Genomic DNA, 20,936 nt, shown 5'->3' with positions numbered 1-20,936 from the left:
TCCGAGGGGTGGTGGTGGATATCGGGAGCCGGGCCTAGGAGGCGTCGGCGGCCTTGAGGGAGGCGCGGAGCGAGACGCGGGAGCCGGTGCGGAGCGCGTTGTTGCGGTAGACGCGGACGACCAGGCGGAAAAGCAGCGGCACCGTGATCGCGGCGACGACGGCGGCGATCACCATCTCGGGGGTGCCGACCGAGTCGAGGCCGAAGCGCATCGGCATCAGGTAGGAGGAGAAGAGGGGGACGAAGGAGAGCGCGTGCACCCAGGCCTCGTCGAGGTTCGCCGGCACCACGTAGAGCGCGATGATCAGCAGCGCCATCTGCACGACGGAGAGCGGCATGGCGGCGGTGCCCAGGTCCTCCTGCCTCGACACGGTCGAGGCGAGCAGGGTGCTGAGGAGCGCGAAGAGCACGTAGCCCTGCAGGAACCAGACGAGGAACCAGACCAGGCTCGGGCCGAGCTCGATCTCGAGGACCGACCACCCGCCGACCACGCTGAACCCGCCGACGACGGCGCCGCCGATCACGAGCAGCTGGGCCAGGGTCACCAGGCCGACGCCGATCATCTTCCCGGCGAGCAGCGGGGCGACGCCGATCTTCGTCAGCAGGATCTCGACGATCCGGGACGACTTCTCCTCGACCACCCCCGAGGCCAGACTCGACGAGGAGTAGACCATCGCGGCGAGCAGGGCGCTGATCATCGCGGTCGCGAACAGGATCCGGGTGTCGAGGACCACGGTCCCCGCCTCCCTCGTCGCGTCGACCAGGAACCAGCCGCCGATCCCGGCGCCGAGGCCGGCGATCGCGGCCAGCGCGAGGGTCGCGGTGAGGATCGTGCGGTTCCCGGTGCGGGTCAGGATCTCGCGGCGGACGATCGTCGCGGCTCCCCGGGCCGGCGTCGGAGGAGCGGAGCTCTCGGCGGTCCGGGCGTGGGCGGCGCGGGGGTGCGTGGTGGTCATCGTCCTGCTCCTTGGATCTCGAGGCGGCGCTCGGCCGCAGGGGTGGAGGCGGCGGTGAGCCGCTCGGACAGCAGCTCGGTCAGCGAGCGCTGCTCGGTGCGGATGCTCCGGAGGCCGCCGTGGCGGGTGAGGGTCGCGAGCACCTGCTCGGGGACGTCCCGGCCGCTGCCCTCGATCGAGACGAGCAGCGACTCCGGCTCACCGGGGACCGGCTCGGCCGACAGTCCCGGTGTGACGCCGAGCTCGGCGACGAGCAGGTCGTCCAGGGGGCGGGAGAACTGCAGCTGCCAGCGGCTGCGGCCGTCGTCCTGCAGCTCGGCCACCGCTCCGCTCGCGGTCACACGGCCGGAGTCGAGCACGCAGACGGTGTCGCAGAGGCGCTCGACCAGGTCGAGCTGGTGGGAGGAGAAGAGCACGCCGACGCCGCGGGCGGACTGCTGCCGGATCAGGCCGGCCATCGTCTCCACGGCGACCGGGTCGAGCCCCGAGAAGGGCTCGTCCAGCACCAGGAGCGACGGATCGCCCACCAGGGACACGGCCAGCTGCACGCGCTGCTGGTTGCCGAGCGAGAGGTCCTGCACCAGCGTGTCGGCCCGCTCGGCCAGGCCCAGCGCGTCGATCACCTCCTCGGCGGTCTCACGGGCTCCCCGGGCGTCGTGCCCCTCGAGCAGAGCGAAGTGGATCACCTGCTCGCGGACCCGCATCTGCGGGTAGAGGCCGCGCTCCTCCGGCATGTAGCCGATCGAGCGGCGGTCCTCGGCGGTGATCGGCGCGCCGTCCCAGGTGATGGTCCCCGTGTCGGGGGTGAGCAGGCCCAGGATCAGCCGCATCGTCGTGGTCTTGCCGGCGCCGTTGCCGCCGATGAAGCCGACGATCTCGCCGCGGCCCACGGACAGGTCCACGTCGTGCAGGACCCGGTGGCCGCCGAATGCACGGCTCACGCCGCTGAGCTGAAGCCCTCGCATGTCATCTCCTCGAAGTCGTTTCTCTTGACTCCTCAGACGCTACGGACGCTCTCGCGACGGGCTCCTGTACTTCGGTACAGCGCCGAGGTGGCCGAAAGTGCAGGTCCCGCATCACCGGACGTGCAGGTCCCGAGGCGGCCGCGCGTGCAGGTCCGGGGGCGGCCCGGGTGCGGGCCGCCTGCGTCCCGAGCACGACGGACGCCCCCGTGCTCGTCCGGTCGGCGACCGGAGCGCACAGGGGCGTCCGTGGAGGAGGAGGGGCGGGGTCAGGCCGTCGCGCAGCTCCCGTCGACGTCGCCGATGACGCCGTCCGTCACCGACACGACCGCGCAGTTCGGGTAGCCCCGCTGCGGCCGGTGCGCGGGGTCGAGCGCACGGAGGATGCTCCCGAGCACCGCTCCGTGCGTCACGACCAGCACGTCCCCGTGCTCGGCCGCCGGCGCGAACCGCGCGATCGCGGCCTCCACGCGGGCGCGCACGGTGGCACCGCTGTCGGCCCGGCCGGAGGGGTCGTGGCGGTGGATCGCGTCGAGCACCGAGTCGAGACCGGCGTCGGTCATCCGCGGCCAGTCGGCGGAGGAGGGCACGTAGGAGTAGCCGTGATCGGCGAACACCGGCTCCCAGAGCGAGGCGTTCGGCTGCCCCTCGAAGGCGCCGAAGTGCCACTCGCGAAGCTCGACCATCGGCTCGGCCTCGAGCGACGGGTGCCCGGCGAGCGCCGCCGCCGCCGTGGTGCGGGTGCGGGTGAGGTCGCTCGTGAACGCCGCGACGAGCGGCACCTCGCGCATCCGCTCGCCGAGGGCCGCCGCCTGGCGCTCGCCGCGCTCGGTCAGCGGCGAGTCGCACCAGCCCTGCAGCTGGCCGGCGACGTTGAAGAGGGTCTCGGCGTGGCGGACGAGGTGGATCGTGCCGCTCACGGGCGCTCGCTCGCGGGCGTCGTCGGGCGGGCGGGGGTGGTGCGGTGCATGCGGTTCTCCGGGGTCAGCGCGCTACTCCGGAGCGGCGCGCGCGATGTGGAGGGCCAGGAAGGCGACCTCCTCGTTGGGCAGGGCGGCCTGGTACTCGGCCGCCACGAAGGAGCGGACCCGCTCGGCGGAGGCGATCGCGCGCGGGTAGCGGGCGCTGAGGCTGGTGAAGAGGAAGTCGTCCTCGCTCTCGAGCAGGCCGCCCGAGAAGAAGCGCTCGGCGAAGTACTGCAGGTGCGCCACGAAGCGGGCGGAGCGGAGGTCGTCGCGGTCGAGCGCGGCTCCACTGGAGTGCTGGATGATCGCGGTCACCGAGCGGATGAGCTGCACGATCCGGAGCGAGTCGATCCCGACCTTGCCGAGCTCCGCGTTGGCGAGGTGGAACGCGACGTTCGCGGCCTCGTCGGCGGGCAGCTCCACGTCCAGGCGCTCGCGCATCCGCTCGACCGCCCGCTCCCCCACCGCGTACTGCACGGGGTAGACCGTCCGCATCTCCCAGGCCAGCCGGTTGGCGACCGAGAGCCCTCGCCGCTGCCGCTCCACCGCGAAGTGCAGGTGGTCGGTGAGCGCGAGGTACACGTGCGGGTCGAGCTTCAGCCCCTGCTCCTCCGCATCGGCGACGACCGCGCGGGTGAGCTCGACGAACTCCGGCGGGATCTGCGCCAGGAGCTCGACGAGGTTGCGTTGATCCGAGTCGTCCAGCGCCACGAACACCTGGTCGACGCTCGAGGGCTCGATCGCCTCGCCGGCCTTCGCTCCGAAGCCGATCCCCCTGCCCAGGAGCACGCGCTCGACGCCGCGCTCGTCGACGACGAGGACGACGCTCGAGTTGAGCACCTTCTTGATGGTCTGCATGCGTGTCTCCGTCGACGGCCGCGTCAGGGCTGGGGTGGGGGTGGCGGGGCCTCTGCCCGGAGAGCCGGACGGCGCCTCCGGGCAGAGGAGGATCATCCCAGATCCGCGCCGTTGGAGGCGATGACCTTCTGGTACCAGAAGAACGAGTCCTTCCGGTAGCGCTCGGTGCTGCCGTGGCCGAGGTCGTCCATGTCGACATAGACGAACCCGTAGCGCTTCGAGATCTGCGAGCTGGAGGCGCTGATCAGGTCGATCGGCGCCCAGCTCACGTAGCCGAGCAGCTCCACGCCCTCGTCCACCGCCTGGATCATCTGCTCGAAGTGCGCGCGGAAGTAGTCGATCCGGTACGGGTCGTGGACCCGGCCGTCCTCGGTCAGCTCGTCGCGCATCCCGAGGCCGTTCTCGACGATGAACAGCGGCTTGCCGTAGCGGTCGTAGAGGTCGATCAGCGAGATCCGCAGGCCGACGGGGTCGATCTGCCAGCCCCACTCGCTCGACTCGAGGAACGGGTTCTTGACGCCGAGGACCGTGTTGCCGGGGGTGCGCTCGGCGTCGGGGCGCACGGACTCCGTCATCGACATGTAGTAGCTGAACGAGATGAAGTCGACGGGGTGCTCGCGCAGCAGCTCGACGTCGCCCGCCTCGAACGGGATCTCGACTCCGCGGCTCTCGAGCGCCCGCAGCGCCAGGCGCGGGTAGGCGCCGCCCGCCTGGACGTCGGTGCAGAGGTAGAGCATCCGCTCCTTCGCCTGCGTCGCCGCGACGTCGTCGGGGTGGCAGGTGTTGGGGTAGGTGGTCAGCATCGTGAGCATGCAGCCCATCCGCGACTCGGGCCACAGCTCCTTCAGCGTCCTCGTGACCGAGGCGGAGGCGACGAACTGGTGGTGCAGAGCCGTGTAGCAGGCCTGCTCCACGCTGCCCTCGACGGTCTCCTCGATGATCCCGCCCGAGGTGAACGGGTGGCGGATGATGCCGTCGATCTCGTTGAAGGTCAGCCACATGTCGACGAGGTGGCCGAAGCGCTCGAAGCAGGTGCGGGCGAAGCGCTCGAACAGCCCGATCGTGCGGCGGTCGACCCAGCCGTTGTGCTTCAGCGCGAGCGCGAGCGGCGGGTCGTAGTGCGAGAGCGTGACCAGCGGCTCGATCCCGAGGCGCCGCATCTCGGTGAAGAGGGCGAGGTAGTAGGCGATGCCCTCCTCGAGCGGCTCCGCCTCCTCCCCCGTCGGGTAGAGGCGGGTCCAGGCGATCGAGACGCGGAGGGTGGTGAAGCCCATCTCGGCGAACAGCGCGAGGTCGCCGGGGTAGCGGTGGTAGAAGTCGATGCCGCGGCGCTTGGGGTAGTACTCGGTGTCGTCGTCGGACATCGCCGCCGTGATGCTCTCCACCGTGTTGCGGTGGTGGATCGCGTACTCCTTCGGGTCCGCCTTCGGCTTGTAGGAGGCGACGTCGCTGACCGCCGGGCCGCGCCCGCCCTCGCGCCACGCGCCCTCGACCTGGTTGGCGGCGAGGGCGCCGCCCCATCGGAATCCGTCAGGAAGCGCCATCGGCGAGCTCCTTCTCTCTCTGCGTCACGGTCATGATCCGGTCGCCGGCGGTGATCCGCTCGGCGGCCTCGACGAGCACGGTGTACTCGGCGGAGTTGGTCACGAGCACCGGGGTCGTGGTGTCGTAGCCGGCCGCGGTGATCGCGGCCAGGTCGGCGGTGAGGAGCAGCTGCCCGGCCTCGACCCGGTCGCCGACCGCGACGTGCGCCTCGAACGGCGCGCCGTCCAGCTGCACCGTGTCGATGCCGACGTGGATGAGCACCTCGACGCCGTCCGCGCGGCGCAGCCCCACGGCGTGGCGGGAGGAGAGCAGCGCGATGACCTCGCCGGCGAACGGCGCCCGGACGGCTCCGTCGGTGGGGCGGATCGCCAGCCCCTCGCCGAGCACGCCGGCCGAGAACACGGGGTCCGGAACCTCCGAGAGGGGGATGACGGAGCCGGTGAGCGGCGCCTGCAGCGCGAGCGGGCTCCCGGCGGCGGCCGCCACGTCGCCGAGCGCCTGGACGCTGGCGGAGGCGTCGTCGCGCCAGATGACGAAGGAGACGACGAACGAGACGGCGACCGAGATCAGCAGGCCGATCACGGCGTTGAGCAGGTTCCAGGGGTTCAGCCCGTCGATGAACATCGAGATGCTCGCGACGCCAGGGCTGACCAGCGCGAACGCGGCGACCTGCGTGGCGCCGATGTAGGCGCCTCCGACGACGCTGCCCGTGATGACGGAGACCAGGGCGCGCTTGTTCTGCAGCGTGACGCCGTAGAGCGCCGGCTCGGTGATCCCGAAGAGGGCCGAGAGGCCGCCCGAGAAGGCGGTGGCGCGGAGGGTCGCGCTCTTGGTGCGCAAAGCGATCGCGAGGCTGGAGCCGGCCTCCGCCGCGTTGTGGGCGAGCGAGGAGGCGAGGTAGAAGGTGTCCTTGCCCGCGCTGGCCATCGTCGCGATGGTCGGCGGGATGAACGCCTTGTGCATGCCGACCGAGATGATCAGCGGGAGCACGCCGGCCAGCAGCGCGACGGCCACCCAGCCGAGCGCCCCGTAGAGGCCGATCATCGCGCCGGTGAGCATCGAGCCGAGCCAGTAGCCGAGGGGGCCGAGCAGGAAGATCGTGGCCGGAGCGACGATCACGAGGCACATCAGCGGCACGTAGAACGTGCGGATCGGGCCCCACGAGTGCTTCGTGAAGAAGCGCTCGACGACCGAGAGCAGCAGCACGGCCAGGATCGCCGGGAACACCTGGGCGTTGTAGGCGATGACCGGCACCGGGATGCCGAAGAGCGCGACGCCGCCCTCCTGGTTGAGCAGCGTCGTGAACGCCGGGAAGACCAGGACGCCGACGAGCCCGAGCGCGAGCGGCCGGTTCACGTCGAGCTTCTTCGCGCTCGTGTACGCGACGAGCAGCGGCAGGAAGCCGAACACCGCGTCCGGGATGGCGGACAGCAGCTTGAAGTTGTCGGAGGCGGGGTCGAGCCAGCCCAGCGCCGAGGCGAGGACGAGGAACGACTTGAAGATGCCGGCGCCCGCGATGGCCGGGATGATCGGCGTGAACACGCTGACCACGAAGTCCATGATCGTCGCGCCGAGGCGCTTGAGGGACCGCGGCTGCTTCGCCTGCGCCGTTGACGTGGTGGTGCCGCCGCGCAGCTTCTCGACCGCCGCGTACATCTCGCTGACGCCGCTGCCGACGATGACCTGCGTCTGCGGGCCTGTGACGACGCCGATCACGCCGGGCACCGCCTTCAGCGCCTCGACGTCGGCCTTCGCGTCGTCCGCCAGCGCGAACCGCAGACGGGTCGAGCAGTGCTGCAGCTTCGCCACGTTGGCGGCGCCGCCGACGTGCTCGAGGATCGCCTTCGCGCTCTCCTGGGTACTCATCGGTACTCCTCCGGGTGTGTGGGGACGCGCGCTTCCCTGCGCTGTGCTGCCCGGCCGTCCGTCGCCGTCCCCGCCCCCCTCCGGCACCGTCATCGGTGCTCCGGCGGAGCGTCAGGAGGCGTCCGGGCACAAAAAAAGGACCCGACGACGCTCAATACGCGTTTCGTCGGATCCTGCCTGCACGACCAGTCACATGTCCGAGAGCGAACGTAACACGGGGGTGGGTGGGGCGTCAAAGAGGGGGGTGCGCACGGCCATCGCGCATAGGGCGGTCGTTGCACCGGTGCCGGCATGATGGACACGTGGACACTCTCGACGTCGTTGCGGCGGTCATCAGCGATCGCGGCCGTATTCTCGCCTGCCGTCGGCGGGCGGACAAGGCGGCGGGCGGGCTCTGGGAATTTCCCGGCGGCAAGAGAGAACCTGGCGAAACGGCTGAAGGCGCCCTCGAGAGGGAGATCCGCGAGGAGCTGAGCGTGGAGATCGAGGTCGGCCCCAAGCTGACGTCAGACGAAACGGAGGTCGGCGCTCTCACCATTCGGTTGCACTGCTTCCGAGCCGTGGTTCGTGGCCCACGCCCCACGGAGAGCACCGACCACGACCAACTCCTCTGGCTCCTTCCGAGCGAACTCCCCGGACTGGAGTGGGCCCACCCCGATCTGCCGGCCGTTCGGCTTCTTTCCTCTACGGATCGATTAGGTCGAAGCCCTCGTCAGACCTGAACGCTGTGATGATCGAGAGGCTGCGGATGAGATCCAGCATGTCCTCTTCCGGGCAACCGGGAAGCAGGATGACGGGGACTGCCGCGTAGCCCTCGCGCTGAGCAAGATGGGCATAGTCGAGCACCTGCCCGATGGCCATGCGAACGAAGGACCGGGCGGTCGACTTCTTAGCTTCGACAATCCAGCCGCTCGATCGGACGTAGAGGTCCGGCTCGACCCGTGAGCTGCCGACCGGGAGCGTCAGACGACTGGGCGGCGTGCCGTTCTCGGTCAGCCAGAGCCCAAAGTCGGACTGCAGCTCGAACTCGATTCGGGAGACGACCCGGTCATCGAGAGGGCTGACATCCGCACCCGCGATGACGATGTCGGAGTGCTCGGGAGGCGTCCAGTCGCCGAGCGAGGCGGCGGACTCCTGTGTGCCACCGTAGGTCGGCAGCCGAGTGATGTCCGCCGCAAGCGGCAGGAGAGTGAAGATGATGCCGCGTCGCTGCGTCCCTTCGGTGTCCGGGATGATCTCCCACCGGTAGGTCGGAGTCCCTGTCGTGAAGGCACCGATGTAGGTCACGCTCGTTCCCTGCACCGTGAACAGCCGAAGCACCCGCCCATCCTGCGCCGCGTCCCGGAGAGCCTTGTTGCCGCGAAGAAAAACCTGGTCACCGACCTGCCCTTCTCCCGTGTAGGAGTAGGACCCGTCCTCGCGAAGTCCCTCGAACCGGTCGTAGCCGTATCGAGCTCCCTTCGCCGGATCGGTGAAGATGAAGATTTCACGGAGCGCTCGCGGCGTCACGATCCCCTGCTGCTGCTGCCCTCCGTAGGCGCGGTGAATATCACGCCGGAGGACCTGGTCGCCCACTTCCAAGGTGAACCGACGCTCGGTGATGTCTCGTCGAAGCAGACGGGAGCGGACAGCCTCCGCTTGCTCTTCGGTCAGATCCCACCGAGATTCCTCAGCGGGAAGAGTTCCGTAGGAGGAGCGGAGGAGGCTTCGGATTCGACGCTGAGAAACGCCCAGTTCAAGTGAGAGTGTGGCGGGAGTAACGGGAGGCATCTCGCGAGACTAGAAATGCTCGGAGCACGTTCTGTCGAGATGCACTCGTGTTAGCGACAGAGTTACTCATTTTGCGTAAGTGCTGAACTTTGTGCCGCATGGGTCCCAGAAAAGAGGTCACGGAAGAGACCATTACTCACTATTGTCGTAGTTGAAAGACGCTACTGCGGTCGCGTCTGCCGCTGTTGCGGCGTCGGGACGACCCTCCATCAGAGGAAAGAGGTTCTCCCCCTCACTCCCCGCACACCGCCAGCACCGCCTCCGACGCCACCCGGTCCCGCGCATCGATCCCGAGCCCGTAGTCGCTGAGCACCGCCACGAACTGCTCCACGTACCCGCAACGCAGCTCCGCGGCCGGTGGCAGCCACTCCCCCGGGCCGGCGTCGCTCTTCGCGCGGTTGGTCTGCTCGGACGCGGCGACGAGGTTCGCGGGGTCGTTCGCGAAGGCGAGGCGCTGGTCGTCCGTCCACGACCAGGCGCCGTGGTGCCACGCCCAGCCCAGGGCGACGACGTGGTCGATCTGCACGAGGCGGGACGTGTCGGTCCCGGAGACGAAGGCGACCGAGGCGCCGTCGTAGGGGTCGATCAGGGTGCCGGTGAGCACCTTGCAGTCGCGGGTGCCGGGCTTGAACACGGGGGCGAGCAAGTCGCGGCCGAGGACGTCGTTGCGGGTGTCGCAGCCGTTGCGGTCGACGTCCGACCACGCCTGCCCGAAGAGGTCGCGGTCGTAGGGGACGGCGGCGGGGCCCTCGACCGAGGCGAGAGCGGCCAGCGTCGCGAGGGGCGGAGTGGACGGCTCCGTTTGTGGAGCGGACGGCTCCGTTTCCGGAGCGGACGGCTCCGTTTGTGGAGCGGACGGCTCCGTTTCCGGAGCGGACGGCTCGACGACCGCCGGCGGGCTGCTCGACGCGGGAGCAGCGGGACTGCTCGACGCCGCAGAAGCACCGGCCGGGGAGGACACCGCCTCCGGTCCGCCTCCTCCCGCCGTGTCCGACAGCGCGACGGCTGCGACGGCGAGCGCCGCGGCCCCCAGCAGAGCGAGGATCGCACCGGCCCGTCGACGAGGGCGCCGGCGCACGGGGGCGGCCGACCAGTGGCGCATGATCGACCCCTCCTGCGACGAGACCCGCGATGCGGTCGACGCGACGCGCCTCCTCAGTATGCGGAGTGACCCGCGCCGGGCTCGACGGTCGGACGGAGCGTCGGGAACGGGGCGGCCGCGCGGAGCGGCGGCGACGACGGCCGGGATCGAGCCTCCCGGAGGCCACCTCGTCGCGCCCGCGCCGGCGACCCGCGCCTGCTTGACTGCTCCCATGGAGATCTTCATCGGAGTGGTCGGCCTGCTCGGCGGGCTGGTCATCGCCGGGCTCGCGGTCGTCGCGGTGGTCATCGGACGGCGGAGGGCGGTGCCGGCGTCGCTGGTCGACGTCGAGGTGCGGCTGACGCACGCCGGGGACGACTGGTGGCGGGTGGGCGCGCGGGTGCGCAACTCCGGCCGCTCGCTCGTGCCGGTGACGAGCTACAGCGACGGGCGGCCGATCTCGGTCGATCTCGGCGGGGCCGTGTCGGCGGAGTGGTACGGGTCGGCTCCCCGGTCGGACGCGTGGCGGATCGATCCGGCGGTCGGGCTCCTCCTCGGACCCGTCGCGCTGGAGCGCGGGGCCGACCTGGGGGCGACGATCGTCGTGCGCGGGCGGCCGCAGGTGCGGATCGACGCGCCGCTGCGCTACGTGCCGGTGCGGGAGAACGTGATCGAGTCGCAGACGCCGGACGCCGCTCCGGTCTGGGGCGTGTCCGAGTCCGCGGCCGCTCCGGCAGCAGCGCCGGCGTCGGCTCCCCCTGCGCCGGTCCGTCCGCGTCAGCAGCGTCCGATGGACGCCGACCCGTCACGTCCCGAGCGTGAGAGCGTCCTCCGCGGCGGCTTCGGAGTATGGGCGGCCATGATCGCGGGGGGCGCCGGAGCCGTCGGCGTCGCGATCGGGATCGCCCTCGAGCTGGCCGGCGTCGAGGCGTCGGGGCTGGGAGGTGCGGGCATCATCCTGATCGCGGCCGGCTTCCTCGGCCTCGTCGGCACCCTCGTGATCCGGCTGCTGCGCCGCTGGCTCGAGCCGCCGGCCCTCTGGCGGACGCCGGCGCAGCGCCTCCGCCGTCCCGGGACGATCACCGTCCTCATCCTGAGCTACGCCGGGCTGGCGCTGTTCTGCACCGAGTTCGCGGCGCAGTCGGTGACCGGCGACACGACCTGGGTGGCCGGTGTCGCCGTGCTGATGCTGATCGCCGCATTGATCGGCATGGGACTCGTCGGGTTCCTCCGTCTGGTGGTCCTGCTCGGCGTGCGCCGCGCCTCCCGGGAGACCCCGTGACCCGTGAGGTCGTCGTCGTCGGAGCCGGCCTGGTCGGAGCGGCGACAGCCCGCGCCCTCACCGAGCGCGGCGATCGCGTGGTGCTCGTCGAGCAGTTCGAGCGGGGCCACGACCGCGGCTCGTCCCACGGCGAGACGCGCATCTTCCGCCGCGGCTACCTCGAGGACGACTACCGCGCCCTCACCGGACGGGCCGGGCGCGCCTGGGCACGGCTCGAGGCCGAGACCGGCCGCCGTTTGCTGCACCCGGTCGGCGCGATCGACCACGGCGACCCCGCCGTCCTGGCCGCCGTCGAGGCTGTCCTCCTGCGCGACGGGATCCCCGTGGTGCGGATCGAAGCGGACGAGGCGCAGCGGCGCTGGCCGGGACTCCGCTTCGAGACCGACGTCCTGCTGCACCCCGAGGGCGGACGCCTCGACGCGGCGGCCGCGATCGACGCGATGCTCGACTCCGCCCTCGGACGCGGCGCTGTCCTCCGGACGCGGACGCGAGTGCTGGGCATCGAGGAGCGCGCCGACGACGTGCGCGTGCTGACCACCGACGGCGCCCTCGACGCCGACGCGGTCGTCGTGGCCGGCGGATCCTGGACGCCTCCGCTCGTGGACGGCCTCGTCCGCGCGGCCGGCCGACGCCTCCCTCCGCTGCGCGTCACGCAGGAGCAGCCCGCGCACTTCGCGACGGACCTGCCCCTCGACTCGTGGCCGAGCTTCGCCCACCATCGCGCCGGCCTGCCCGTCGTCTACGGGCTCGCGACGCCCGGAGTCGGGGTGAAGGTGGGCGAGCACAGCACCGGTGTCGTCGTCGATCCGGACGAGCGCACCTTCGAGCCCGAGCCCCGAGCGCTCGCCCGCCTCGTCGGCTACGTCGCGGAGTGGATCCCGGGCGCGGACGCGGCGAGCGCCGCTCCGATCAGCTGCCTCTACGACAGCACCCCCGACGAGGACTTCGTGATCGACCGCGTGGGCCGCGTGACTCTGGCGACCGGGTTCTCGGGGCACGGCTTCACGTTCGGACCGGTCCTGGGCGAGCTGCTCGCGGACCTCGTCGCCGGCGGAGCGGCGCGGGAGCGGTTCCAGCTGCTGCCGGCGTGAAGGGCGGGTGCATCCGGAGGAGCGGCTTCCGACCGGGGAGGAGCGGATGGATTCCGACGCAGCAGCGTCTGCTCAGCGGCCTGCGGGGCCCGTCCCGTGCTGCTCGCGGCCGTCCGGCTCGAGGAGGACGGCGTCGTCCCAGCCGCTCGCCGCCTCCGTCGCACGGGCCTTCGCGGGCGCGCGCCGAGCCACCGCGACGACGATCAGCGCCCCCAGCATCACCAGGGCGGCGGTCTGCAGCGGCGGCGCGACCATCGCGAGCGCCTGCCGCACGTAGAGCTCCGGCGGGACCGTGATCGAGTCGCCCTGGTACTGGTTCGGCAGCAGGAGGACGACGACCGGGAGCGCGAGCACTGCGGCCCAGAGGACGACGGTGACCGCGATCGCGGCGGCCCAGAGCAGGCGGACCCGCGTCATCAGCGGGGAGCCCTCAGCAGCGGGACCACGACCGCCAGGCCGAGCGCGATCAGGCCGACGGTGAGGAACGGTCCGATCGCGTTGTCGCTGAGCACGCGGAGGTACTGCTCGGGCCCGAAGGCGCTCTGCGACGGCGAGTAGTCGTACCAGCTGTGGGAGCTGTTCCAGAGGGCGAGGAGTCCGACGAGGACGCTCACGGCGCCGACGACCGCCAGGGTTCCGGCGATGCGGCGAGTGGAGACAGCGGGGCGGGGGTCGGTGTCGGTCGCGTCGTGACGGTCACCGGAGTCGGGTGCCGCGTCGCCGGGAGCGGGGTCGGGTTCGGCGGGAAGCGGGACGGTCGGCTCGGTCGGGAGTGGGACTGTCGGCTCCGCGGGTCGGGGCGCGGTCGGCTCCGCGGGTGTCGGGACGGCCCGCACCGCCGCTCTCGCGCGCTCCGGAGCGGTCCGTCGGCCGGAGACTCGGGAGCCCGTCGGGCCGTCGACCGATCGCACGTCCTCCTGCTCGGGAGCGGACCCGCCACCTCGCCGGCCAGCTGATCGCCCGATGCACGAGGTCCCGCCCGACAGGAACGGGGAGCGGAGGCGCTCCTCTCCGCTGCCGCGCCGCTCGGCCTCGCGTCCGTCGTAGCCGCGCTGGAAGCCCGCGTGGTAGCGCGGGTCGGTGCCGCCCTCGTCCGTCCCGCCGCTCTCGCGTGGGGAGCCGTCCGCTCCGGTGCTCCGCGCCATGCCGTCCCCCGCTTCGTGCAGTCGGGCCATCATGTCGCACCTCGCTCGCTGCGGGGAGGTGCCGGGCGGAGCTCGGGGTGCGGTCGACGGAGGCGGGGGTTCAGCGCCCGGCCGCGGTGGTGCGCGACGGGAGGCTGACGATCCCCGCTCCGACCAGCAGCAGGCCGATCGTCACCGCCGTCAGCGCCGGCCAGCCACCGGCTCCGACGGCCAGGCCGAGGAGCCACCCGCCGGCGGCCGAGCCCGTGTAGAAGGCGATCGTGTAGACCGCGCCGGCGTGCCCGCGGAGTGCCGGAGCCGCGCGCGCTCCCGTCCAGGCGGCGCCGGTCGCGTGCAGGGCGAAGAAGCCGGCCGTGAAGACGAGGAGTCCCGCGATCACCACGGCGACGTTCTCGGCGAGCATCACCAGCAGTCCGACGATCATCAGGGCGACGCCGATCCGCATGACGAGGCGGGGGCCGATCCGCGGCCCCCATCTCCCCGCGAGCCGGGAGGAGACGGTTCCCGCGAGGTAGGCGGCGAAGAGGAGGGAGACGAGCGCGGGCGCGAGTGCGAACGGCGGCGCCTCGAGCCGGAACGCCAGGTAGTTGTAGACCGCGACGAACACGCCGACCGCGAGGAACGTCTGCAGCGCGATCGCGACGAGCATCGGATCGCGGAGCACCTGCGCCGTCTTCCCTCGCCAGCCGCCGGGGGCCGCCTCGCGCGCGCCGCCGCCCCGGGGCGCGAGCACGGCGAAGACGATCGCCGCCGCCGCGCAGACGGCCGTCACGACGAGCAGGGCTCCGCGCCATCCGAGCGCCGCCGCGAGCGGTCCGGCGAGCAGGCGTCCGGCGGCACCGCCGATCGTGGTCCCGGAGACGTACGCGGTCGCGGCGGCCGTCGCTCCGGCGCCCCCGACCCGGTCGTGGATCGCCGCGACGGCGAGCGCCGGGACGGCACCCAGTGCCGCTCCCCCGAGGAAGCGCAGGACGAGGAGGAGCTCGAAGGTCGGGGCGACGCAGGCGAGCAGCGCCAGGACCACGGACGTGAGGACCGCGATCCGCATGGATTCGAGCCGTCCGATGCGCTCGGCCACCGAGGCCCACGGCAGCACCGAGAGCGCCAGTCCGAGGGTCGCGGCCGAGACGGTGAGCGCGGCGTCGGACGGGGCGAGGGCCCATTCCCGCGCGAGCTGCGGGAGGACGCTCTGCACGGCGTAGAGCTCGGCGAAGGTCGCGACCCCGGCGGCGAGGAGGGCGATGGTCAGCCGCCGCTGCGAGAAGGGCGCCGCTGCGCGCATCGGTCGGGTGCGTGCGGCGGTGCTCATGATTCCGACGGTAGACCGCCTGCGGGTGCATCACTAATGCCCTTTCTCGTACTGTTCATGCGTTCTGGTCATGTCCGGATCTAGGGTGGTGGCGTGTCCGACGACTGGCCCGCGACCCTCCGCCTCCTGCCCCTGCTCGTCGCGGTGGCCCAGACCGGGAGCGTGACGGCGGCGGCCGCCGAGCTCGGGATCCCGCAGCCCACCGCGAGCCGGTCGCTCGCCCGGCTGTCCGCCCTGGTCGGCACTCCCCTGGTCCGCCGGGAGGGCCGTGGGGTGGTGCTGACGGAGGCGGGGACCCGTCTCGCCGAGGTCGCTCAGGACGGCATGTCGGTGATCCGCGCCGGGCTCGCGGAGGTGCGACTGGCGGGCGACGTGGAGCACGGCCGGATCGACCTCGCCTTCCAGACGCTCCTCGGGGAGAGCTTCGTGCCGGATGTGATCCGCCGGTTCCGCCGCCGCTGGCCGCAGGTGGGCTTCGGGCTCCGTCACGGCTCCCGAGCCCTCTGCCTGAGGGCCGTGGCGGAGGGCGAGTCCGAGCTGGCGATCGTCGCGGATCCGCCCGATCTCCCCGGAACCACCACGACGACCCTCTACTCGGAGCCTCTCCTCGCGGTCGTGGACCCCCGTCATCCGCTGGCCTCGCGGCGCTCGGTCACAGTGGAGGACCTCCGCGGCCTCGACCTGATCATGCTGGCGCCCGGCTACGGCCTCCACGAGTCGGCCCGGCGCCTGCTCGCCGTGGACGGCCGTGACCCCGTGCCGGCGTTCGAGGTCGGCGACTACCGCGCCGCCCGGGGACTCGCGGCAGCCGGCCTCGGACTCACGATCCTGCCGCCGAGCCCGTCCTCGGTCGACGACGACGTCCGCGAGATCCCGATCGACGATCCGGGCGCGAGCCGTGAGATCGGTGTGCTCGCCCGCGACACCGGGAACCCGGTCGTCCCCGAGTTCCTGCGGGCCCTGCACGCCGCGGCGGCCGCCCGGCGCCGGTGACCGCTGCTCGGCTCTGCTGTCAAGCACAGGAAGCGGAGGCCCTTCGTGCAGCAAGCTTCGAGAGGATCCCCGCACCGCCAGCGACACCCCCCTCCCCCCGCTCCTGCACCACGTCACCGAGGACGGCCCCGGTCATGATCCTTCTCCGCACCCACGCCAACCGCTGGACCGCGCGCGCCCGCCGCGGCGGCGTCGTCCTCGGCATCATCACCCTGGTCTCCGATCTCCCCCGCCCGGCCTACCGGACGGTCCGCCTCGACCCGACGAGCGGCGAGCGCTTCCTGCTCCGCGACACCGCCGAGCTCGAGGAGGCCTTCGCCGTGCTCCTCGCCGGGCTCGAGCGCTCGCGCATCGCGGCCTCGGCGCCCCCGGCCGAGTCGGCTCCCCCGTGCGCCCCGGTCGACGCGCCCGTCGCAGTCGAGGACGACCTCGAGGAAGCCGCCTGACCCGACGGCGTCCTTGCGGGGAGACCCTCACCGCGCATCAGGTGCCGAGCTCTCCGCCCGCCTCCTTCACACTCGACGTGTCGGATCGACGTGCCGTGACACCTCGACCGGCGGATCCGTCCTCGGCAGGTCCCGCGGGCCGATGATCTGCCGGAGCCGGGCCGACCTGCGCGACCGGAGGAGAGCCCGGCGCCAGCGCGGATCGGTGCGGGCCCGGAGGTGGGGGTCGAGCGGGCGGAAGCCTCCCGCGGTCCGCTCCTCGATCAGCACGATCGTCGCGGTCGCGAGGTGCAGTCTCCGGACCGGCTCCCTCTCGGGATGCGGATGTCCGGAGCGCGTGCGGAGCTGCTGCTCCAGCTGCTCCGGATCGGCGGACCACCAGGTGCTGACGCCGACGCGTCCATCGGGGAGAGGGAAGCGCTCGGTGACGCGGTACGGGAGGCCGTGCTCGGTCATGCAGTAGTGCCTTTCGAGGAGAGGGTCCGGGAGCCCGGGCCGCGCTGCAGCGGCCCGGGCTCCGGTTCACGAGGTGCGGGTCGAGCGACGGCGCAGCGCCGTCAAGGCGCCGCCGGCCAGGAGCAGAGCGCCGGCTCCGGCCGCGAGGGGCCCGGCCGCCGCTCCCGTCGAGGCGAGCACCGTCGGCACGAGTCCGACCGGAGGCACCGCCACCTGGGCGCAGCTGGCTCCGCCGTCGTCCGCGCACGGGTGCAGGACGGTCGTCGGATCGAAGCCCTCCGGGACCTCGGTCAGGCGCGCCCGGTTGGGGATGGTCCACGCGTCCACGCCGTCGGCGACCCGTCCGGTCACGGTGAACGTCGTCGACGCTCCAGGGGCCAGAGACAGGTTCTCGACAGTCAGATCGGACGACGCCGGGCCGCCGTCCCGGGAGATCGTGACGTCGCTCAGGTGCGCGAGCTCGGGGATGTCGGTGAGGGTCACCCCGTCCGCCGGGCGAGCCCCCTCGTTGGCGACCACGATCCGGAACCGGGCACGCCCGCCGTGGTCGACCTGATTCCCGATCGCCGTCTTCTCGATGGAGAGCCTGCCCTCGACGGGCGGCACCGGGATCTCGGCGCAGGACGACGTCGCATCGTCAGCGCAGGCGTTCTCGACCGTCGGCGGGTCGAAGCCCTCGGGCTGGTGGGTGATCGAGACGCGGTTGGGCAGAGTCGCGGCGTCGTACCCGTCAGCGACCCGGCCGCTGACGTGCAGCGACACCTGACCGCCGGCGGGGATGTCGAGACCCGTGACGGGCTCCGTCGCCGGCTGCGTTCCTCCGGCGCCGTTCTCGATGGTCGCCTCGAGCAGGTGGTCGAGCGTCGGGACGTCGGTCACGGTCACGTCCGTCGCGTCGACCGATCCGGTGTTCGCCACGACGATGTCGAAGCCGGCCGTGCCGCCGTGCTCGGCGCTCGCCTGGGACGCGGTCTTCCGGATCAGGAGCGACCCCTCGCCGATGTCGTGCGGGACGGTGGCGCAGGGGTTCGCGTCGGTCCCCGTGCCGGACGAGGCGGGAGCGAAGGGCGCATCGGCGAGGCAGGCCGTGTTCGTCAGCGCGCGGTCCCCCTCGCCGGTCACGATCACGTCGAAGGTCAGCTGGGCCGTCGCCCCGACCGGCAGGCTGCCGGCCGCCCAGGAGATGCGGCCCGTCTCCGCGTCGATCGTGGCCGTGCCCTGCGAGGTGCGGAGGGAGCCGGCGTCGAGCTCGGCGTCGTCGAGCACGCCCTTGTCGAGGTAGTCGATGACGGCGGCGTCGGAGTAGTCCCCGGTCCCGTCCGAGGTCAGCGTCACCCGGTAGGGCACGCGGGCGCCGCGGAGCAGCGGAGTGGCGGAGTCGACCGACGAGGTCTTCGCGATGGTCACGTGCGGCGCGAGCGGATCGAGGCGTGCGACCGCGACCGCACCGTCCGAGCCGTAGGCCCAGTCGTCGATCGCCCGCAGGTCGCCGTAGGAGCCGTGCACCGAGTCGTTGGCGTTGGGGACGCGGCCCCGCCCGGAGTCGTCGCCCTCCCAGCGGTGCACCCCGCCGGACGAGTCGGTGCCGCCGTCGCCGGACGTCACCGCGGAGGTGCCGGAGTACCGCTCCGAGTTCGATCCGGCGAGGAGCGAGTCGTCCCAGTGGACCATCGACGGGTCGTCGCCGCCGCCGGTCGACCTCACGACGGACACGCCGCCGGCGGACGTCTCGGCGTCGACCCGCGTGAAGTGGAACTCGTTCGTGCGGCCGATGGAGGCGCGGAAGGTGACGTCGGGGTCGGTCACGTCGACCGTCCCGCCCTTCGCGTCCCGTCCGTCCCAGTCGACCGAGAAGGGACCGGTCGTCCCCGCGATCCGGGTGAGGTGCACGTCGCGCTCGCCGTCGTAGGAGCCGTCCCCGTCCGCATCGACGTCCACGACGACGGTGCCCGGCTGCGTCCCCAGGACGCCGGTCAGCGTGCCCGCGTCGGAGCCGGCGGTCGACCGGCGGAAGGCGAGGCCCTCGATCGTCGGCGCGCGGTAGGCCGGAGCGATCGACTCCGGCAGGTCGGACGACGGCGGGTCCAGGAAGAGCTTGTAGGTCTGCAGGCCGTCGATCCCGGAGCGTCCGGACGCCTGCACGTACTGAGCCCCGATCCCGCCCGCCTCGCTCGACTGCGGCATGGGGACCGAGAGGTAGGACGGATCGGACGTCCCGACCTTCACATTGCCCTTGTTCGTGGCCTGGACCGTCGAGGCGACTCCGTCGTAGCCGCGCAGCCCCAGCTCGTAGCGGGCGCCCGTCTCCGTGACGGCGTGGAGGGTGAAGGAGGAGCGCCGCTCCTCGGGCGAGGAGTAGGACTCCTTCGCCCCGGACTGGATCGCATAGGACTCGGACCACACCCGGCCCGCGACCGCCGCGCCCCGCGCGTCCTGGACTCCGATGCTCCAGACGAGGTTCACCGGCGCCGTCACGTCGTCGTCGGACACCCGGATCTGGAAGACGCCGGTCTCGTCCGCCACGAACGAGCCGCCGGCGGACACCGAGGGCGCCGCTCCGGGCGCGAAGTCCTGCTCGTCGAGGACGGCTCCGCCCGGAGCCGTCACCCGGGCGGTACCGCCGCCGGTCTCGCCCTCGCCGGTCCCCGAGCCCGCCTGGAGCGGGTGGAGGTCCACCCGGAGCGTCTCGCCCTTCTGGACCCAGGCCGAGACGGTCGTCACGCCGGCGTTCGTCGCGCCTCCCTGCAGGAGGGTGTTCTCGATCGTCGTGTGAGGACCGTCGGCGGCGAGGGCGGGCGGCGGCGCGAGGCCTCCGCCCAGCAGCCCGCTCACGAGCACGCAGCCCGCCGTCGTGCCGACCAGCGCTCGCGCCGTCCGCGCTCGGGGTCGTCCGCGCTCGTCCCGCCCCGACTGTTCCGTTCGACTCATCCGATGTCCTCTCCTCTGCCGACCGAGCGCACTGCGTCGGCGGCGACCGTTCAGCCCCACGGAAGGAGAGTATTGCTCGGTTCGACGTCACCGCGGCCGGTACGGCTGCATCCGTGGAGAACGGCGCGAGATGGGCGCTGTGGAGGAGGAAACGGCGCGCGAGAAGAGCGGAGCTGCGTGTTCGCGACACGTGATCGCAGAGCCTGCGAGGACTGATCGCGAGCGCGGGCGCGGACTGATCGCGGATGCGGGCGGAAGACGGTCGACGTCGTCGACGGCGCGAAGAGGCGTCCTGCGAGGCGGAGAACCGGCTGTTCCCTCGCCCTGCACTCACCGGGAGACCGACGCCGACGGCCACCGGAACGAGCGACCGTTAAAACGAGAACGGCCCGCCGAAGCGGGCCGTTCTGCTCTGTCTCAACCAGAGTGCGCCCGGAGGGATTCGAACCCCCAACCTTCTGATCCGTAGTCAGATGCTCTATCCGTTGAGCTACGGGCGCAGTCCATCGCGTGGGCCAGAGGCGCACGCAACGAGGTACGACTATACATGCCGGGAGCCCCCTCCGCGAATCGGCGGCGGCGGCGCAGACGGCTCCCTCTCGGGACGCCGCCGCGGCCACGAGAACCCAGGCTCCGTCGCGGTGTCCCGGAGCGCCTCGCAGAGCCTCCGACGGGCGGACGCCGTTGCTCCCCCTCACGGCGTACCGTGGGCTCATGGAGGCCGCCGCGATCGAGCTCGTGGGCTTCGTCGTCTCTCCGCTGCACCGCTACGAGGGCCGCCCCGCCGATGGCCCGGTGCCGTCCGAGGGCAACGAGCAGCCCGAGCGGATCGAGATCCGCGCAGGCCTCGGCATCGTCGGCGACCGCTTCTTCGCCCAGCGCGCGCACCGCCCCGCGGCGATCACGCTCTTCGCGGTCGAGACCCTCGAGCACATCGCCGCCGAGCTCGGCGCAGGGCCCTTCGACCCCGCCGACACCCGCCGCAACATCATCGTCCGCGGCGCCGACGTCGATGCGCTCGCCGGCCGCACGTTCGCGATCGAGCAGGGCGGGGAGCGGATCGAGTTCCAGGGCGGACGACCAGCGAACCCCTGCGCCTGGATGGACGTCGTGCTCGCCCCCGGGGCGTTCCGGGCGATGCGGAGGCGCGGCGGCGTCCGGACCGCTCCTCTGACGAACGGCGTCCTCCACACCGGGCCGGCCCGTCTGATCCTCCACAGGTCGGACGACATGCTGATCTGAGCCCGGCGGCGAGCGCCTAGGCTCGCAGCGACCGACTCCCCC

General features: G+C 72.2%; 19 protein-coding genes and 1 tRNA gene. 6 read left to right on the top strand and 14 right to left on the bottom strand.

Annotation, left to right across the window (positions count from 1 at the left end; translation table 11 throughout):
- Window positions 1-34: 34 nt before the first annotated feature.
- From C5C35_RS01290 to C5C35_RS01265, 6 genes are all read right to left on the bottom strand, one after another.
- On the bottom strand, window positions 35-955 hold the full coding sequence (locus C5C35_RS01290) for an ABC transporter permease (protein WP_104225127.1): 921 nt from the start codon (window positions 953-955) through the stop codon (window positions 35-37).
- A complete protein-coding gene (locus tag C5C35_RS01285; RefSeq protein WP_258059358.1) occupies window positions 952-1,896 on the bottom strand; it encodes an ABC transporter ATP-binding protein in 945 nt (314 codons plus the stop codon). Before C5C35_RS01285 ends, C5C35_RS01290 begins: the two co-directional genes overlap by 4 nt.
- A gap of 290 nt (window positions 1,897-2,186) precedes the next feature.
- Complete coding sequence (locus tag C5C35_RS01280; protein WP_104262367.1) at window positions 2,187-2,837, bottom strand: histidine phosphatase family protein; 651 nt, start codon at window positions 2,835-2,837, stop codon at window positions 2,187-2,189.
- A gap of 72 nt (window positions 2,838-2,909) precedes the next feature.
- Window positions 2,910-3,740 carry a PRD domain-containing protein gene (locus C5C35_RS01275; RefSeq protein WP_104225973.1) on the bottom strand — a complete coding sequence of 277 codons (831 nt, stop codon included), beginning with the start codon at window positions 3,738-3,740 and terminating at the stop codon, window positions 2,910-2,912.
- Window positions 3,741-3,832: 92 nt separating this feature from the next.
- Window positions 3,833-5,284 carry a glycoside hydrolase family 1 protein gene (locus C5C35_RS01270; RefSeq protein ID WP_104256263.1) on the bottom strand — a complete coding sequence of 484 codons (1,452 nt, stop codon included), beginning with the start codon at window positions 5,282-5,284 and terminating at the stop codon, window positions 3,833-3,835.
- Window positions 5,271-7,151, bottom strand: coding sequence for a beta-glucoside-specific PTS transporter subunit IIABC (locus tag C5C35_RS01265; RefSeq protein WP_104249725.1), 1,881 nt, complete (start codon window positions 7,149-7,151; stop codon window positions 5,271-5,273). The genes C5C35_RS01270 and C5C35_RS01265 overlap by 14 nt, the downstream gene beginning before the upstream one ends.
- A 302-nt stretch (window positions 7,152-7,453) precedes the next feature.
- On the opposite strand from C5C35_RS01265, the gene C5C35_RS01260 reads away from it, so the two are divergent.
- Window positions 7,454-7,873, top strand: a complete 420-nt coding sequence (locus C5C35_RS01260) for a (deoxy)nucleoside triphosphate pyrophosphohydrolase (RefSeq protein ID WP_104262366.1) — start codon at window positions 7,454-7,456, stop codon at window positions 7,871-7,873.
- On the opposite strand, the gene C5C35_RS01255 is transcribed toward C5C35_RS01260, so the two are convergent.
- Both C5C35_RS01255 and C5C35_RS01250 read right to left on the bottom strand, forming a co-directional pair.
- Entirely contained in the window at window positions 7,836-8,726 is an 891-nt protein-coding gene (locus C5C35_RS01255; RefSeq protein ID WP_258066406.1) for a hypothetical protein, read from the bottom strand. The genes C5C35_RS01260 and C5C35_RS01255 overlap by 38 nt on opposite strands.
- Before the next feature lie 427 nt (window positions 8,727-9,153).
- Window positions 9,154-10,023, bottom strand: a complete 870-nt coding sequence (locus C5C35_RS01250; RefSeq protein WP_181134132.1) for an HNH endonuclease family protein — start codon at window positions 10,021-10,023, stop codon at window positions 9,154-9,156.
- A 211-nt stretch (window positions 10,024-10,234) separates the two neighbouring features.
- On the opposite strand from C5C35_RS01250, the gene C5C35_RS01245 reads away from it, so the two are divergent.
- Together C5C35_RS01245 and C5C35_RS01240 are read left to right on the top strand one after the other, a co-directional pair.
- A complete protein-coding gene (locus C5C35_RS01245) occupies window positions 10,235-11,284 on the top strand; it encodes a hypothetical protein (RefSeq protein WP_146084546.1) in 1,050 nt (349 codons plus the stop codon).
- Window positions 11,281-12,375, top strand: coding sequence for an FAD-dependent oxidoreductase (locus tag C5C35_RS01240; protein ID WP_104262362.1), 1,095 nt, complete (start codon window positions 11,281-11,283; stop codon window positions 12,373-12,375). The genes C5C35_RS01245 and C5C35_RS01240 overlap by 4 nt, the downstream gene beginning before the upstream one ends.
- A gap of 72 nt (window positions 12,376-12,447) precedes the next feature.
- Here C5C35_RS01240 and C5C35_RS01235 read toward each other — a convergent pair whose 3' ends face one another.
- The 3 genes from C5C35_RS01235 to C5C35_RS01225 all read right to left on the bottom strand — a co-directional run bounded on the left by C5C35_RS01235 (window position 12,448) and on the right by C5C35_RS01225 (window position 14,829).
- Window positions 12,448-12,792: a hypothetical protein gene (locus C5C35_RS01235; protein ID WP_104262361.1), complete on the bottom strand. Its 345-nt coding sequence runs from the start codon at window positions 12,790-12,792 to the stop codon at window positions 12,448-12,450.
- A complete protein-coding gene (locus C5C35_RS01230; protein WP_146084545.1) occupies window positions 12,792-13,553 on the bottom strand; it encodes a hypothetical protein in 762 nt (253 codons plus the stop codon). The genes C5C35_RS01235 and C5C35_RS01230 overlap by 1 nt, the downstream gene beginning before the upstream one ends.
- 67 nt (window positions 13,554-13,620) lie before the next feature.
- Complete coding sequence (locus C5C35_RS01225; RefSeq protein ID WP_104262359.1) at window positions 13,621-14,829, bottom strand: MFS transporter; 1,209 nt, start codon at window positions 14,827-14,829, stop codon at window positions 13,621-13,623.
- A gap of 93 nt (window positions 14,830-14,922) precedes the next feature.
- Here C5C35_RS01225 and C5C35_RS01220 point away from each other — a divergent pair, with 93 nt between their 5' ends.
- Complete coding sequence (locus C5C35_RS01220) at window positions 14,923-15,822, top strand: LysR family transcriptional regulator (RefSeq protein WP_104262358.1); 900 nt, start codon at window positions 14,923-14,925, stop codon at window positions 15,820-15,822.
- Between the two features lie 134 nt (window positions 15,823-15,956).
- Window positions 15,957-16,268, top strand: coding sequence for a hypothetical protein (locus C5C35_RS01215; RefSeq protein WP_104262357.1), 312 nt, complete (start codon window positions 15,957-15,959; stop codon window positions 16,266-16,268).
- Window positions 16,269-16,334: 66 nt separating this feature from the next.
- On the opposite strand, the gene C5C35_RS01210 is transcribed toward C5C35_RS01215, so the two are convergent.
- From C5C35_RS01210 to C5C35_RS01200, 3 genes are all read right to left on the bottom strand, one after another.
- Window positions 16,335-16,724 carry a hypothetical protein gene (locus tag C5C35_RS01210; protein WP_104262356.1) on the bottom strand — a complete coding sequence of 130 codons (390 nt, stop codon included), beginning with the start codon at window positions 16,722-16,724 and terminating at the stop codon, window positions 16,335-16,337.
- Between the two features lie 66 nt (window positions 16,725-16,790).
- Entirely contained in the window at window positions 16,791-19,652 is a 2,862-nt protein-coding gene (locus C5C35_RS01205) for a DUF11 domain-containing protein (RefSeq protein WP_146084544.1), read from the bottom strand.
- 427 nt (window positions 19,653-20,079) lie between these two features.
- Window positions 20,080-20,152, bottom strand: a tRNA-Arg gene (locus C5C35_RS01200).
- A gap of 214 nt (window positions 20,153-20,366) precedes the next feature.
- Here C5C35_RS01200 and C5C35_RS01195 point away from each other — a divergent pair.
- The gene (locus C5C35_RS01195) at window positions 20,367-20,894 is read left to right on the top strand and encodes an MOSC domain-containing protein (RefSeq protein ID WP_104225994.1); all 528 of its coding nucleotides are present in this window, start codon (window positions 20,367-20,369) and stop codon (window positions 20,892-20,894) included.
- The last annotated feature ends 42 nt before the right edge of the window (window positions 20,895-20,936 follow it).

Origin of the sequence: Rathayibacter sp. AY1F8, assembly GCF_002932165.1 — a bacterium.
Classification (GTDB): Bacteria; Actinomycetota; Actinomycetes; order Actinomycetales; family Microbacteriaceae; genus Rathayibacter.
Note: the sequence above shows the minus strand (reverse complement) of the source record. Positions and strands in the feature narration are given on the sequence as shown.

Excerpts from the sequence above, each read along its gene's own strand:
- C5C35_RS01290 (WP_104225127.1), bottom strand. The coding sequence starts at position 955 with ATGACCACCACGCACCCCCGCGCCGCCCACGCCCGGACCGCCGAGAGC.
- C5C35_RS01275 (WP_104225973.1), bottom strand. The coding sequence starts at position 3,740 with ATGCAGACCATCAAGAAGGTGCTCAACTCGAGCGTCGTCCTCGTCGTC.
- C5C35_RS01270 (WP_104256263.1), bottom strand. The coding sequence starts at position 5,284 with ATGGCGCTTCCTGACGGATTCCGATGGGGCGGCGCCCTCGCCGCCAAC.
- C5C35_RS01265 (WP_104249725.1), bottom strand. The coding sequence starts at position 7,151 with ATGAGTACCCAGGAGAGCGCGAAGGCGATCCTCGAGCACGTCGGCGGC.
- C5C35_RS01250 (WP_181134132.1), bottom strand. The coding sequence starts at position 10,023 with ATGCGCCACTGGTCGGCCGCCCCCGTGCGCCGGCGCCCTCGTCGACGG.
- C5C35_RS01245 (WP_146084546.1), top strand. The coding sequence starts at position 10,235 with ATGGAGATCTTCATCGGAGTGGTCGGCCTGCTCGGCGGGCTGGTCATC.
- C5C35_RS01235 (WP_104262361.1), bottom strand. The coding sequence starts at position 12,792 with ATGACGCGGGTCCGCCTGCTCTGGGCCGCCGCGATCGCGGTCACCGTC.
- C5C35_RS01230 (WP_146084545.1), bottom strand. The coding sequence starts at position 13,553 with ATGATGGCCCGACTGCACGAAGCGGGGGACGGCATGGCGCGGAGCACC.
- C5C35_RS01225 (WP_104262359.1), bottom strand. The coding sequence starts at position 14,829 with ATGAGCACCGCCGCACGCACCCGACCGATGCGCGCAGCGGCGCCCTTC.
- C5C35_RS01215 (WP_104262357.1), top strand. The coding sequence starts at position 15,957 with ATGATCCTTCTCCGCACCCACGCCAACCGCTGGACCGCGCGCGCCCGC.
- C5C35_RS01210 (WP_104262356.1), bottom strand. The coding sequence starts at position 16,724 with ATGACCGAGCACGGCCTCCCGTACCGCGTCACCGAGCGCTTCCCTCTC.
- C5C35_RS01205 (WP_146084544.1), bottom strand. The coding sequence starts at position 19,652 with ATGAGTCGAACGGAACAGTCGGGGCGGGACGAGCGCGGACGACCCCGA.
- C5C35_RS01195 (WP_104225994.1), top strand. The coding sequence starts at position 20,367 with ATGGAGGCCGCCGCGATCGAGCTCGTGGGCTTCGTCGTCTCTCCGCTG.